Source organism: Pedobacter roseus (assembly GCF_014395225.1).
Classification (GTDB): domain Bacteria; phylum Bacteroidota; class Bacteroidia; order Sphingobacteriales; family Sphingobacteriaceae; genus Pedobacter; species Pedobacter roseus.
Window position 1 is genome coordinate 178,744 of sequence record NZ_CP060723.1, and the last position, 14,928, is coordinate 193,671.

A 14,928-nucleotide genomic window follows, 5' to 3' on the forward strand; every position below is an offset into this window, starting at 1 on the left:
CATTTTGTATTTTACTAACAATTTTAGCTTTATGTTTGTTGTATAATTTTATAATACTAAAAATAATAGTATAAAATTAACTCGAATACCATGGATGCTAAAAGGGAATTGTTTCAAAAATTGCAGCAGGATATTCTGTTGTGGCAGGGCTTTAAGCCCGTTGCCTCGGGCAAGGCTGAGCGAATCGGCCTAGGAGAGATTGAAGATGCTTTCCCTGGTGGAGTATTCCCCAAAAAAGCGATCCATGAGTTTATTACTGTAGTCCCGGAACAATCAGCGGCAAGCGATGGCTTCATCGCAGGTCTGCTGGCCGTGCTTATGGAAAACGGTGCGGCATGCGTATGGGCAAGTACTTCGCGTCGTCTTTTCCCTGCCTCGCTCGGCCTGTTCAATGTCGAGCCCGAGCGCATTATTTTTATGGATGTACAGACCGAAAAGGATGTGCTATGGATTACAGAAGAGGCCCTCAAGTGCGAGGGGCTCGCGGCCGTAGTCGCTGAGGTAAATAATCTATCACTTATCGAATCTCGAAGATTGCAGCTGGCTGTAGAGTCAAGTGGCGTAACAGGATTTATCCTTCGAAAAGATGAAAATAAAACCGCAAGTACAGTGGCCACCGCTAGATGGAGGATCAGTCCCCTACCTTCGCAAACAGAAAACGGAATGCCAGGCCTGGGTTTTCCACGCTGGCAGGTTGAGCTGCTAAAGGTGCGCAATGGGAATCCTGGAAACTTCGTGTTGGAATGGGCGGGAGAAAAATTCGAAGAAGTTAAGAAAGTTAAAAAAGAAAGTGTTTGGTCTGAAATGGAGGGCAGGCAGATTGGATAGAGATCATGCAAAGGCGTTTTGTTTCCATATGGTTCCGCCAGCTGCTGGCTGATTGGCAGCTTATCCGCAGGCCCGAGCTTTCCGGTGTACCTTTTGTTTTTGCTGCGCCCGACCACGGCCGAATGATTATAACAGCGGTGAGTGAGCTCGCGCTCGGATTCGGTGTCGAGGTTGGAATGCGTGCGGCAGATGCAAAGGCCATTTGTCCCGGACTTGAGGTGTTGGATGATAAACCTGGAAGGTCCAGAAAACTGCTCAAAGGGCTTGGTGAGTGGTGCGTGCGCTATTCCCCGATAGTAGCCATCGATGAATTTGCTATGGATGGGCTTTTGCTTGAGGCAACCGGATGCAGCCATCTTTGGGGCGGGGAAAGCGGATATCTAAAAGAAATCGTTTCCAGGTTAAAAAGCAAGGGTTATACCGTCCGCGTAGCGATAGCCGATACGCCCGGAGCCGCATGGGCAATATCCCATTACGGAAAAGTAACACCATTGATTCCCGTCGGCGGGCATGTGGATGCGCTGCTTAATCTTGTGCCTGATGCACTGCGACTTGAGGAATCGGTGCTGGCCAAACTTCGAAAACTTGGATTCTATCAGATCAAGAGTTTTATCGGGATGCCCAGATCGGTTTTGCGCAGGAGGTTCGGTGAGGATTTTCTGCTGCGGTTGGGCCAGGCAATAGGCACAGAAATCGAAGTGCTTGCTGCCCTTCAGGTGCCTGTGCCGTTCAGTGAAAGGCTCGCTTGCCTGGAGCCAATTAAAACAAGAAACGGGATAGAGATTGCCATCAATAAATTACTGGAAAACCTGTGCAAGCGTATGCAGGCTGAGGGAAAGGGACTGCGATTCGGTGTGCTTACCTGTTACCGGATCGATGGCAAAATGGTACAGGTTGATATCGGTACAAGCGGGGCATCGCATAATATCAGCCACCTTTTGAAGCTATTTCAGCTGAAGATCGATCAGATCAGGCCAGCCCTTGGCATTGAGCTCTTTGTGCTGGATGCGCCAAAAGTGGATGATGTCGAGGTTCCACAAGAAGAAATGTGGACATCAAAGCCGGGCCTGGATGATCAGAGCGTAATCAAATTGCTTGACCGCGTAGCTGGAAAGGTAGGTTTTCAGGTGATACATCGCTATTTGCCTGCCAAAAGATACTGGCCAGAACGGGCAATACTCAAAGCGGTTTCAGTAACCGAAAAACCAAATGCGCCATGGCGGGTGGATAAGCCAAGGCCTACAGAGCTGCTAAAAACTCCGGTTGCAATTGAGGTAATGGCAATTATCCCAGATCATCCCCCTAAGTTTTTTATCTATAAGGGAGTTCGACATATCGTTGCAAAAGCTGATGGCCCGGAGCGCATCGAGCGGGAATGGTGGCTGGATCATGGCGAGCATAGGGATTATTACCAGGTAGAGGATGAGCAGGGCGGCCGATACTGGCTGTTCCGGTCTGGACACTACGGAGGAGAAAATAAATACAAATGGTTTATCCATGGATTTTTTGCGTAAGGAAGATAAGTTATGGCGTATAGCGAATTACAGGTGACATCGAATTTTAGTTTCTTGCGGGGGCCTCACATGCCCATGAGCTCGTGGAACAAGCGGAGGCTTTTGGCTATCAAAAAATAGCGATCACAGACCGTAATACCCTAGCCGGAATTGTTCGCGCCCATGCGGCGTGCCGGGAAAAAAACGTGAAGCTTATTCCGGCCTGCAGGCTGGATCTGCTTGATGGGCCCAGTCTGTTGGCATATCCAACGGACAAGGAGGCTTACGGCAGATTGTCGGCGCTGCTCACCCTTGGCAATATGCGCGCCGATAAAGGTTCCTGCCATATTTCAAGGGCGGATGTTTATGCCCATAGCAAGGGGATCATCTTCTGTGTAGTGATGCCCGGCGAGCTCAACCGGAGGTTTGAATATGAGGCTGGTTTTATTAGTGCGCTTGCAGAATACAGTCAGGCACTGAATGGCCAGTTATATTTAGCAGCTACCAGATCTTATATGGGAAACGATGATAAGCTTATCTTCCGGACCTCGCAGCTTTCAGATTTTTACGGAATTCCTGTTGTAGCAACGGGCGATATCCATTACCATGATCCCTCGCGCAGGGAATTGCAGGATGTGCTAACATGCGTACGGGAGAAATGCACCATCCAAGATGCCGGGTTTCGCTTGCATCAGAATGCAGAGCGATATATGAAAGAGATCGTCGAGATGGAGCGATTGTTTAGAAAATACCCAAGTGCTATCAAAAATACGATGATCATTGCCGAGGCCTGTAATTTTTCATTGGATGAGCTAAAATATGTTTATCCCGAAGAGATCAATCAAAGCGGCAGAAGTCCAATGGAAGAACTAGAGTTCCTGACATGGAAAGGAGCGCATGAGTTTTACGGTGAAGAAATCCCTGAAAAGGTGGTTAAAATGATCCACCATGAAATGGAATTTGTGAGGCAGATGGATTATGCCAATTATTTTCTTTTTGTTGAAGATATTGTACGCGAAGCCAGATCGAGAGGGATTCTTTGCCAGGGAAGGGGTTCTGCGGCCAATTCTGCGATATGTTTTGTTCTGGGAATTACTTCGGTTAATCCCATGAAATTCGATCTGCTTTTTGAGCGCTTTATTTCGCCCGCCAGAAACGAGCCACCCGATATCGATGTGGATTTTGAGCATGAGCGTAGGGAAGAAATCATCCAGTATATCTACAATAAGTACGGGCGTGACCGGGCGGCCATCGTAGCGACAGTCACCCAGCAGCACCAGAAGGGCGCAATTAGGGATGTGGGAAAAGCGATGGGACTTTCAGTGGATACAATCAATAGGTTGTCGAGTTCTATTTGGGAGTTTACCGATGAATGGTTCGAGGGAAAACGGGTTACAGAACAGGGCTTAAACCCGGATGATCCGCACCTTAAAAAAACGCTGGAGCTTACTTCCCAGATGATGGGCTTTCCTCGGCAGCTCGGCCAGCACACCGGGGGATTTGTGGTAACGCAAGGCAAGCTTACCGACCTGTGCCCTATCCTAAATGCGCGGATGGAGGACCGAACAAATATCGAGTGGAATAAAGATGATATCGATGCGCTGGGCTTTTTAAAAGTGGATGTATTGGCGCTTGGCATGCTTACCTGTATACGAAAGGCGTTTGACCTTTGCCGTGACCACTATGGAAAGCAGTTTACCCTGGCGAATATCCCGCAAGACGACCCCGAAGTCTATGATATGATCTGTCTGGCTGATACATTAGGGGTATTTCAAATTGAGAGCCGGGCGCAGATGTCGATGCTTCCGCGGTTGAAGCCCCGAGAGTTTTATGATCTGGTGATCGAGGTCGCAATTGTCAGGCCCGGGCCAATACAGGGAGATATGGTGCATCCTTACTTGCGCAGGCGAAATGGCGAAGAGCCAGTAGTCTATCCTTCGCCGGAGCTGGAAGAAATTTTGGGACGAACGCTCGGTGTTCCGCTGTTCCAGGAACAGGCGATGAAAATTGCAATCGTTGCAGCTGGATTTACTCCGGCCGAAGCAGATGGACTGCGGCGGAGTATGGCAACATTCAAATTCAAGGGACTGGTAAACCAGTATGAGCAAAAACTGATTGATGGGATGCTGGCAAAGGGATACACGCTAGAGTTTGCAAAGCGGATATTTAAGCAGCTGGAGGGATTTGGAAGCTATGGTTTCCCTGAGTCCCATGCGGCAAGTTTTGCGCTGCTGGTATATGTATCCTGCTGGCTAAAGCATTATTATCCGGATGTTTTTGCTGCGGCATTGCTTAACAGCATGCCGATGGGCTTTTACCAGCCCGCGCAAATTGTTATCGATGCGCAGAAACATACCGTAGCGGTGCGCGAGGTGGATGTTAACCATTCGCTGTGGGATAATAAGCTCGAAGAAAAATCGGGCAAATATTTCGCGCTGAGGTTGGGATTCCGGCAGATCAGTGGCATCCGGTCTGATGATATTGAGACCCTGGTGAATGGTCGTGGCGAAAGATATAAATGCATTACCGCGCTTCGCGATGCTGGCGTTTCACTAACGGCGCTTGAGAGACTGGCCGATGCGGATGCTTTCCGATCCATGGGAATGGATCGGAGAAAGGCCCTATGGGAAGTTTCGGCTTTGCAGGACATGCCGGTGGAACTTTTCAAGGGACAGGCATCTGAAAGCGTGCTGGAAACGCAGGTCGAGCTTCCGCTTATGGGAAAGGGAGAACACGTGGTGCAGGATTATGGAACGGTTGGACTTTCGCTCAAAGCTCATCCGGTGAGTTTTGTGCGGCCGCAACTGGATATGCTCAATATCCGCAGTTGCCACCATATCAACAATGATTCTACCGATGGGCAGCTGGTAAAGGTCGCGGGATTGGTACTGGTACGCCAGCGTCCCGGAACTGCGGGCGGGGTTTGTTTTATTACCATCGAAGATGAAACGGGATATTCTAATCTGGTGGTGTTTAAAAAACTGTTTGAAACCTATCGGAAGGAAATTTTGCACGCTAGGCTGCTAATGGTGGAAGGCCGTTTGCAGCGCGAGGGAAAAGTGGTGCACGTGATCGTAGGCAAGTGTTTTGATTTTACGAAAATGTTAGGGAAGCTGGTGCAGCAGGAAGTTGATGACCTGCCTGTGCTGACTTTGGCTACGGGTGATGAAAAAAGTGCACCATATACTTCGCAAAACAAAAGAGCTCAGGTTCGTGAAGAAAGCCCAAAAGATGCCTTTTATGGTGGAAGGAATTTTAAATAAAACAAATGGACTTGTTAAATATTTAGTGATTAACGTAATAGTTTATAGGCGCAAAATTTTTAATAGTATTAGAATTAATTATTGAGGCAAAAATTATTTAACTGGAGCTTTGAAAAAATTATAAACTGGAAATAGCTTTTCAAACTCTTTAAGTACAAATGATTCTAGTCTGTTATCAAGCAGGCGTTCATCATTGGGTAAAACATTCATTCCGATAATGAAATAATATTCCAGATTACCTCGATCTTGCACAATAATGTGAAAAAGTTGTTGGGGTGTTTTGATATCCTTTAAGAAATAAGGCTGTTTACCTGCCAGTTCGACGAAATATTCGTCGCCAAGGGTTTTAAGTAACGAAAAGAAATATTGTTGATTTTTTTCAACTTCCATTTTCCTTTGGAAATAATTTCGGTCGATCCTGCTGCCACCTCCCTTTCCAACAGCACACCAAATGCCCACTGTATCTTCTCGAATGATCAGCTGCAAGCGGACATGATTATTCATGCTCTTTTCGGTATCATTTTTTGCGGGGTGAGCAGCGGCCTCGTCAGGGGATTTCCCATAATATAGCCACATACCATTTAGGGTTTTACTATTCCTAGCTGTGTGGGCAAAACTGGAGACGATATTTTGGCTCTTATGGTGGTGATGTAAATCAACCCCTTTCTCTTGCAATTTTGGGAAAATCCTATAATGTAACGCAAGTAACTTTCGGTTAACTATTTTTCTCGCCTGTTTCGCTGTTAGGTTATCTGTAATAGCACGTTCGTGAGTGAAGGCATCGAAGTCCTCCTTTCGGAAATAGAAATCATAATCACTTTCATAGTTTATTTTAAAATTTCGAAGCCTTTTACGATGAGCAATGCTGGGATCTTTACTAGGTTTGAACACCTGCATTTCATAGTTTTTGATAAATTTTTCGTCGATCGCTATACCCATTGCCATATTCACGCCGAACCAATTTACAAGTTTATGGCATTCCAAAACCTTTTCGATCTGCCAAAAAAGCTCAACGTTATTTTTCCAACCTCCATTAGTCATATTTCCTGAACCAACATAGGCCTTTAATACAGAACCTTTTCTCCATATATATACCTTTGGATGGAAAAAAGTGCCTTCGAGAGTATATACTTTGAATTTTACCTTACCTTGGATCGCCCATTCAAGGAGTCGTCTAAGTACAATGGGCGGTGTTGGAAGGTCAATTCCTACAAGGATATGTATTTGCGCATTTAGATGTTCTAGAGGAGAAAGTGCATTGATGGATATAAGTCCTACCGCGATCCATATTTCTTCTGCTAACTTGAGTTCTTCAGAAATATTTTCTTCAAGATTGCTGATATACATTTGAAAATGAGAGGTTTGTTAGCTATAAGGACAAAAGGTTAATTGTTTTAGAATGAGTAAATCATTTGTTTTTGATAAGATTTCTAAAGTTCTAACATACTCATGTCTATATCATTTGCTTGAATTTTCTTTTTTTGCTCAAGATAAGACATCAAAAAGTTGTCATTTGACAAAAACCACAATATCAAGTTTCTCGTAGGAATCAGTCCCTCCTCCGTTGAAACGAATAAATATTCATATTTATAAAAGTTGTCTAACCTATATTGAAGCTTTGTTTTAACCTCATTCAATAAGTCATTTATTGAAGAGTCGATTGTTTTTAAAATTTTATTTATGATCGATTTAAGATGATCTTGAATATATTCACAGTACCTAGCTTTGATATTAAATACTCTGTCCCAACTGGAAATTTTGGCAAGGGTTATAGTATCGAGTGGGTCATTTGGTTTTATGTCAATATTCCAATTACCTTTCCAACTATTTGAGAACTTGGGGGTGTCAGTACAGGATAGCTCAATATTATAAAGTTCAAACGGATTCGGAGATAAACTATAAGGGTAAAAAGCTATTGTTTTTACTGTGCGGTTTACATCTGTGAAAAGTAAATTCTTGGAACTTTTTTTAGAATTGCAGTGGTCACCCATTGGAATCAAATTTTTGATGTTAATGGCACTAAAGATGTATAACGAATCGCCTTTAGGTAGGAGATGATCATAGTCTGGACGACCTTCGGATTCTAAAAGCTTTAATGGTTCGATCCCACAGAATGGGCACAGGTTGAAATCTTCATCATAAAAGCTTGACTCATTCTTAAGTCCTAAATAATGACTTCCAATATTTGAGCCGATTTTTTTTGAAAACGTGCTATCTTTTTTTCCCAGCTGACCTTCGTAAAGTGTATCAACAAATAACGAGATTAAATACCGTTCGATAGAATTGTCAACCGTACCGTCATCTTTGAGCTTTCTAAAATCCAAGGCAACGGGTTGATGAACATATGTTGCTTGCTCACAGCTAAACAAAGCTTCTACGTCTTCGCAGACCAAAAATGCTTCTATAATTTCATTTTTAACTGTTTCCGGAAAATTGAGGAATTTTGTCAGTTCACCTTCCATCGAAACCATTCTATTAGGAGTGGTAAGGTACCAGGTTGGTAAAAGAGAGGTGTCAAAAACTGTTATATTTTTTTTGTAAACATTATTGAAAAACTCTCCAATAAGTTGATGGAGTTTTTCGATATCATGAGAGTGATACTTTAGATAAAAAACCATATTATTGCTTAGTTAGTTCAAGTTCCTTATCTGAAAAATGCTTAAGCACCTCTAGCCTATCAATGGATTCTCCTAGCAACTTAATTTCCTTCGAGATTATTTCCAATTCGGCAATACTCACGGCACTATCAATTTTTGTATGGATATGCTCAATTCTTGTGAATGATAATTTTGCCATTTGATTATTAAAATGCTTATCTTTTTCCTTTTCGGAATGAAAAATATTCTCCAAAACATTTTCAAACGTGCTACCGTAAGTTTCATTTTTAATTCTATCAAACAAAACCTTGTCTTTTTCTCTACTAAACTTGAATACATTATAACCATGGCAATCTGATAGTATAAATGGCGAGTGTGTTGTAAGGATGAATTCAACATCTTTATTCTCTAGGATCTCTTCCAGTTGATAAAAGAAATCACTTCTCCACAATGGGTTGAAGTGAGTATCCGGTTCATCCAATAAATATAGTATGTCCCGTTTCGGATTTTTTTCATCAAATAATAATATACCACCAATAATATGTATAAATTGATGCTCCCCATCACTGATTTTTTCGTATTCAGTCCTGACCAGATTGTCTTCGTTCAAACATAATACAAGTTCAATTTTTTCTATACTGAAGATTTTATCTAGAGTTGCGATTTGAGGAAACTTAATTAGTTGCCCCTTCTCCCTTTTTTTTCTAAGCTTTTCTCGTTGAGTTTTTTGAATGCAGAGCGTATTCAACAAGTTAAGCTTAGTTAATGCCTCAAATAATTTTTGAGGTGATTCAAATTTTTCTTTGAATAATTCTTTGGTATCTGTGTTGCACACAAAATCTAACGTGTGAACCTCATCGTTTGCTGATTCTCGTTTGATTTCTTTTAAGATAGCACAATCACTTAAATCCTTAATGTATTTCTGTAATTCCTTCGTAACTTCTAGTCTCTTACCAGTATAGAGTTTATTCCACCGGATTACAATTCTGAAAGTATTAAGTTTGCTAATTCTTAGTGTCTCCTTGACAGTTGATAGTTTTGTGCTATCGGCTAACATTAGATTGGATACAACAATCGCTGCATTAGAATCATAGTTTAGTAGCATTAGATTTGGAGAAACTATTTCTTGGTCACCGTAATCAATAAGTTTACTCTTACTGTTTACGTTAGCAACATTAGCAACTTGTTGAGCATAAAAATCTTGTAGGTCAATGAAAGGCATGCTTAGGAGATCGTTTAAGCCTGAGGTATAACCAACTATTAGAGGAAGGTATTTTCGCGCATCGTCGATATCAATTACTTTGTATTCTTCATCTATTTTTATCCTAAACTCTGGGTCAGGCTTTTTTTTATTTCGCCCGGTTGGAATGTGTCTTGAAATTTCTACTTCACACGGCTCGCTTTGATTCGAGCTTTCATTCCAAACATTTATCTTATATCTAAGTTCAAAATATAGTGGGTCTTGATTTTTGTTCGCAAACGCAAAATACTTAGGACTGTCCTTAATGTATAATTTATTCTTCCTTTCGTACAAAAAGAATATTTCCAAGTCATAGAAAATATCGGCAATTAGTTCTAAAAAATTCGACTTCCCACTTCCATTTAATCCTACTAAACAAATAGGATCTATATGATTTTTTAATAAGATATGCTTCGGGAATAATTTGTCAAATTTTTCTAATCCACGATATTTATTATTAAACAATTTAAGGCCCTGTATTTTCATAACTATCTTACCTTTATAACTATTTTGCCATCTTGCTTTGTTGTTGTGAAGAATGGATCTGGGTCATTTTTGTTAATTTTATCCTGTGTTAATTCGAGAAAAATGCTAGAAAAATCGTCATAGTCGAAATCTCTGAAACTTAATATAGCATCTTCTTTGATTTTATTAATCTGTATTTCAGAAAGTGTGTCTTTCTTATCTCCAAACTCCTTAAGAGTAAATTTCTTAATATGTTCAATAATCTTAGTTTGATCTTTTGAGCTCATAAACATTTCATTTGCTTTTATTGACTGGACTTTCTTAAATTCTTTTAGCTTCTTTTCAAAGTTTCCTTTTTCTGATAATATCTCAGCCAACAATTGGTCGTCAACATTTTCACCATGATCATTCGCAATTGAAGAGAAGGCATTGTCTAGAATGGCGTTTTGGAGATTTTCTAAATTGTTTTTTGAATTGAAATTTTCGACTTCTGCCTTATTTATGCTTCCCAAAAGAATTTCAATTTTTTCGCTAATTTTAACCTGATACTTTAGGTCAGGGATATTAATTTCTAGATTTAAAACTTCCTTGGTATTAATGTTATTAACACCACTGCTTGATCTTTCTATACTCTCTATTTGAGATCTTATTTCCGGTGAGTGCAAACAATAATTAAGATACTTTGCATTTAACATCTCACTCTTAACTCTTAAACGTAATAGATAGCCAGCGAATCCCATGCCTATTTCCTTTTCAGTAACTAGGCATGACTTTCCTAATAAGCTTATGCTACCATTCGATCTAATTAAAAGAATGTCGTCTTTTTTTAGTTTTAACTTACCGTATTCACTTTCGGTTAAAACTGCGTATTTGAGGTTGGTTTGATCAATAAAAAAATCTTTCAAATTTGGTATCCTTAAAATAGGTGTGCCGATAGGTTGTGTTCCCATAGGCTTTGCAGTACCGTAGTCAATAGAATCAACAACTTCTTTTAATTTAACACCACTATTAAATCTAGCATTCGGAAATAGTGTGTTGTCCTTAAAAAAAAAACTGAACAATGAGTTTTTGAAACCTTTTAAAGAATAATCGTTTTCGTTTACCGACGCATGCTTATCTAAAAAATGTAACTCTTTCTTTAATGATTTTTCGCTTTCGAAATTGTGAGAGTTAAATTCCTTTTCAAATTCTAACCAAGACGATTCTAGGCTTTCTACAATTTTTAATTGTTCCGAAATAGGTGGGAAAGGTACTTGAAGATCAAAAAATAGTTCAGTATTCAGATGCGGAATGCTATCCCCTGTTTTATTTGACGTTAAGAAAAAATACTTGGATTTCAGGAAGTAGAATAGAAAAGCACTATTGATCTTGATAGGAGTAAGGCATAAAATTGTGGATCCAACTGCTCCATCAACGCCTCGAAAGATTAGGCCACTCCTTGAACCATCTGCAACGATCAATAGGTCATTGCTAGTAGCTATAGTAGTTGAATATTGATCAGAATACCTGAGTGTTTCTCCATGTTCCAAAGTTTCGATATCCAAATATGGCACGCTATCATCAAATCTTTTTTCTGCAATCCATTGAGGTTTTTTCCCTTTTTGGGAAATTACCAACTGCCTTAGTGGAACTGTCTGCCAGTTTTTTTTGACGATCATCGCGAAGTTAAGTTATCTTTTAATGACTCTAAAGCTATTATTTTCATTTTGTAATCAGCTATCATTTTATCGATTATTTCGTTGGGCATCTGATAAGTCTTAGGCTGTGACATTTCAACAAAAGATATGTCATATTTACGAGCTACAATCTCTTCAATAGGATGTGGTTTAAAACGTTCCGTTTCAATTCGTTGGTTTTTTCCATTAGGATCAGATCCAAAAGATTGTTGAAAATCACTAAAATGTTCTATTCTCAAAGGATTACTTTTTGTAGTGAACTTTTTAATGTTTTTTCTCATATCGTAAAGCCAAACACTATCTGTTTTTGTTCCTTTTTGAAGAAAGATCACACATGCTTTAACACCGTTTGCATATGCAGCGAAAACTCCATCAGGAAGTTTCAAAATTGTATGCAAATTACATTGTGTGCTGGATTTCTTAGTAGGATCTAAATAAAAAGCCCAAATTTTCTTTGCCGCTTCACTGGACAGGCAACTATCTGGTAACACGATTGCGGCCCTACCATTTGGTTGCAAATTTTCAATGATATGTTGGATAAAATTTAGCTGTTTATCACTGGTTTTTACAGGGAAATTTCTATCTGGGATTTGATTCGCACCCTTATTTCCAAAAGGGGATTAGACAAAATGCAAGAAAAAGTATTGTTATCTTGCGGTCCATAAATTGTATCACCTAGTGCAATGTTCGCATTTATCCCATGTAAAAACATGTTCATCAACGCTAATCTCCTCGGTCTTTGTACCAATTCCTGCCCAAAGTATGTTTGATTAACCAACCTATTTTTATCAGAGAGACTTAATTTTTCAATGTCGATGTTTTCTTTAAGCCATTCATATGCTACAATCAAAAATCCAGCCGTTCCGACCGCAACATCACCTATCTTAAATTTTTTACTTTCAAACGGATTTGGTTTGACTACGTTTACGATAGCTTGAATTAGAGGTCTAGGTGTGAAGTATTGCCCTGCACCTTTTTTACCCTCATTTGCTACTTTTCCAATTAATTCTTCAAATGCGAGCCCAACAATATCACCGTCGAATTCACTCCAGTTAATATTGTTAATTTCTTTGATAAGCTCTTTTAATATTTTTGGATTTTTAACCCGTGACACAGGTTCAGCGAAAATTTCTCCTAAAATACCTGGTTCAAGATTTAATTTTGTAAAAATACTCTCTAGGTGTGCTATTACATCACCATCAGTTTTTAGGACTAATGATGGCCAATCGTAGCCTTCTGGAACTATAACACCTTTCTCTTTTGCCATTTTAAGGAACAAAAGGTAGGTTAATTGTTCAATATAATCCGCTGGATCTACCCCATCATGCCGTAACTTGTTACAAAACCCCCAAAGCTTATTTACTAAATACATTCAATTTAAATTCTATGCTAATATAGGATACTTTTTTCCAAAAAAAAGGCTCTTTGGTTACTTGCAGCGTAGTGCTTTGAGGTTTAAGCAACTAAAGATTCTAATTTGTAAATTACAATTCATATCATTTCCCTGTCGTATAAAGGCGAACATCACTATCCAGATATAAAATATGTAATTGAATCTTATTAATAAATGAGAAGTTGTATGAGCATTTGATAATTAGCTTTCTGGCACTGTATCTTGGGGCCAAACCTTTTTTTGAATTAGCTATTGAAAGCAATTATGTTGCCAATTCGACCGCATTTCTTCAAAGAACTAAGTGCACGACTTGTAACTATGTTCTGAGGTTTTTTTGAGCCAACGATGAACCACGAAAGGCAAAACATTCACACTTCCTACGGAATGCAGGGTAGTTTTTGTTCTATTAATCTAATCTAGCACACATTATTTGGATGATTTTCTTTATCCTAAATTAATATAGCGCATCTAAATTAAAATTCCTAACTTTTTTGTCGGAACGCTGGAACCAAGCCTGCTTACGTTCAGGAGAAATGTCATAAGCTTGAACTATTCTAAACAGGTAAAGCATGCACTTCCATTCAATCCCTTCAACAAAAGACTGTCACTTATTTACAGAAATGCCGTTTTCTTAGCAAAACCTTTTTTGGGTTTTATAAGCTCCTCATGATTATTCTACTTATTTATCCAAAATGCTCTCGTTTTCTCCTTTTAGATGTTTTGTAGTTATTTTCTCAAAGACTTGTAAGGTTCAAAATGCTCGCTTAATACATCACATCAGTGGAGAAGTAGCAAGAATTACTCTTAAGTATCTTCGGGGTTCTCAAAGCATTAGTCCAGGCAACTTCAAAGATTTGTATTCGGCAAATTATAGAGCCTTAAAACTAACGTTACATCATAATGTATTTCATCCCGTTTCTCATACGAAAAAGTGAACTTATCACTATATGCTAAACTAAGCCTTTTTCTAATATTCTCCATCCCCTTATTAAAACCTGATTGGTGGATTTTAGTATTTATGAGATTCGTGGTTTTTATTGACAGTTCTCCGTCGCTTAAATTAATATTTAGTGATCCGGGCTGGTCAGGCTTTTTCAAATTTCCATGTTTGAGCATATTTTCCATTAATGTTATTATAACTAATGGAATGAAGCGAAAATTTTTCACCTCCTCGGAAAATGAAAGATCAATGTACTGATGCTGATTCTTCCTGATCTTGTTGAGTGAAATTAAATTGTGAATTTGATTAATCTCTTCCTCTAACCTCGGAAATTCTTCTGGGGATTCACGTGTTTCCAGACTAAATCTCATCAGGTCAGCCAAATTGAGTACTGCCTGGCCTGCATCCTCGTTGAACTTTCGCACACTATCATATAAAAAACTCAATGTATTGAACAAAAGGTGCGGGTTAATCTGAGCCCTCAGATATTCGTATTGAGCAACATTCAATTCGTTCTCCATTTCCTTCGTTCGAATATTATTTAAGTATTCTTGCTTTTCTGCCTTCTCACGTTTGGTTCGCTCTTCCTTATATTCTATAAATAAATAGTAAAAGCATGAAAGGCCAATAAAGAACAGTCCTCTCCATAACGATTGGAAGAAGCTTCTATAATTTTCAACAATGGTAACTACATTAAACTCCTTACTAGAATCGGATAAAATATAATTAAGGATGGATCTTAAAAATATATATAAACCTATCTGGATCAGCATCAAAAAACATACCCTTGTCCACGAATTTGTTTTCTTAAAGCTTTTGGCCAGAACCAAATGTGCATTTGTATAAAAGAGGATGATGTTTAAAACATAGTGGAGCAAATAATTTAATGGTTTGCCAAATGCTCCTGCCGCAAGACCTATAAGCGTTATTTCAAAAAAGATAAAAAGCGACCATCCAATTAGATGGATTCTCTGGGTTTTTGACCACTCAAAAATTTTCTTTGTCATGCTATAAACTGTATTGGTGTAACTCC

Annotated in this window: 10 protein-coding genes; 3 read left to right on the forward strand and 7 right to left on the reverse strand. The window is 39.5% G+C overall.

Annotation, left to right across the window (positions count from 1 at the left end):
* Positions 1-90: 90 nt before the first annotated feature.
* From H9L23_RS00845 to H9L23_RS00855, 3 genes are all read left to right on the forward strand, one after another.
* The gene (locus H9L23_RS00845; RefSeq protein ID WP_145859761.1) at positions 91-828 is read left to right on the forward strand and encodes an ImuA family protein; all 738 of its coding nucleotides are present in this window, start codon (positions 91-93) and stop codon (positions 826-828) included.
* A 5-nt stretch (positions 829-833) separates the two neighbouring features.
* The gene (locus H9L23_RS00850) at positions 834-2,342 is read left to right on the forward strand and encodes a Y-family DNA polymerase (RefSeq protein WP_187593167.1); all 1,509 of its coding nucleotides are present in this window, start codon (positions 834-836) and stop codon (positions 2,340-2,342) included.
* An 83-nt stretch (positions 2,343-2,425) separates the two neighbouring features.
* Complete coding sequence (locus H9L23_RS00855) at positions 2,426-5,584, forward strand: error-prone DNA polymerase (protein ID WP_246474802.1); 3,159 nt, start codon at positions 2,426-2,428, stop codon at positions 5,582-5,584.
* A gap of 93 nt (positions 5,585-5,677) precedes the next feature.
* Here the strand turns inward: H9L23_RS00855 and H9L23_RS00860 are convergent, their stop codons facing one another.
* The 7 genes from H9L23_RS00860 to H9L23_RS00890 all read right to left on the reverse strand — a co-directional run bounded on the left by H9L23_RS00860 (position 5,678) and on the right by H9L23_RS00890 (position 14,902).
* Complete coding sequence (locus H9L23_RS00860; protein WP_187593168.1) at positions 5,678-6,931, reverse strand: phospholipase D family protein; 1,254 nt, start codon at positions 6,929-6,931, stop codon at positions 5,678-5,680.
* A gap of 83 nt (positions 6,932-7,014) precedes the next feature.
* A complete protein-coding gene (locus H9L23_RS00865; protein ID WP_187593170.1) occupies positions 7,015-8,202 on the reverse strand; it encodes a hypothetical protein in 1,188 nt (395 codons plus the stop codon).
* Between the two features lies 1 nt (position 8,203).
* A complete protein-coding gene (locus tag H9L23_RS00870; protein WP_187593172.1) occupies positions 8,204-9,907 on the reverse strand; it encodes a restriction system-associated AAA family ATPase in 1,704 nt (567 codons plus the stop codon).
* A 2-nt stretch (positions 9,908-9,909) separates the two neighbouring features.
* The gene (locus H9L23_RS00875) at positions 9,910-11,544 is read right to left on the reverse strand and encodes a restriction endonuclease subunit S (RefSeq protein ID WP_187593174.1); all 1,635 of its coding nucleotides are present in this window, start codon (positions 11,542-11,544) and stop codon (positions 9,910-9,912) included.
* A complete protein-coding gene (locus tag H9L23_RS26800) occupies positions 11,541-12,080 on the reverse strand; it encodes an SAM-dependent methyltransferase (protein ID WP_262892378.1) in 540 nt (179 codons plus the stop codon). Before H9L23_RS26800 ends, H9L23_RS00875 begins: the two co-directional genes overlap by 4 nt.
* Before the next feature lie 47 nt (positions 12,081-12,127).
* Positions 12,128-12,934, reverse strand: a complete 807-nt coding sequence (locus H9L23_RS26805) for a class I SAM-dependent DNA methyltransferase (RefSeq protein ID WP_187595371.1) — start codon at positions 12,932-12,934, stop codon at positions 12,128-12,130.
* Between the two features lie 867 nt (positions 12,935-13,801).
* Positions 13,802-14,902: a sensor histidine kinase gene (locus tag H9L23_RS00890; protein WP_187593176.1), complete on the reverse strand. Its 1,101-nt coding sequence runs from the start codon at positions 14,900-14,902 to the stop codon at positions 13,802-13,804.
* Positions 14,903-14,928: the final 26 nt, after the last annotated feature.

Excerpts from the sequence above, each read along its gene's own strand:
- H9L23_RS00845 (WP_145859761.1), top strand. The coding sequence starts at position 91 with ATGGATGCTAAAAGGGAATTGTTTCAAAAATTGCAGCAGGATATTCTG.
- H9L23_RS00850 (WP_187593167.1), top strand. The coding sequence starts at position 834 with ATGCAAAGGCGTTTTGTTTCCATATGGTTCCGCCAGCTGCTGGCTGAT.
- H9L23_RS00860 (WP_187593168.1), bottom strand. The coding sequence starts at position 6,931 with ATGTATATCAGCAATCTTGAAGAAAATATTTCTGAAGAACTCAAGTTA.
- H9L23_RS00865 (WP_187593170.1), bottom strand. The coding sequence starts at position 8,202 with ATGGTTTTTTATCTAAAGTATCACTCTCATGATATCGAAAAACTCCAT.
- H9L23_RS00870 (WP_187593172.1), bottom strand. The coding sequence starts at position 9,907 with ATGAAAATACAGGGCCTTAAATTGTTTAATAATAAATATCGTGGATTA.
- H9L23_RS00875 (WP_187593174.1), bottom strand. The coding sequence starts at position 11,544 with ATGATCGTCAAAAAAAACTGGCAGACAGTTCCACTAAGGCAGTTGGTA.
- H9L23_RS26805 (WP_187595371.1), bottom strand. The coding sequence starts at position 12,934 with ATGTATTTAGTAAATAAGCTTTGGGGGTTTTGTAACAAGTTACGGCAT.
- H9L23_RS00890 (WP_187593176.1), bottom strand. The coding sequence starts at position 14,902 with ATGACAAAGAAAATTTTTGAGTGGTCAAAAACCCAGAGAATCCATCTA.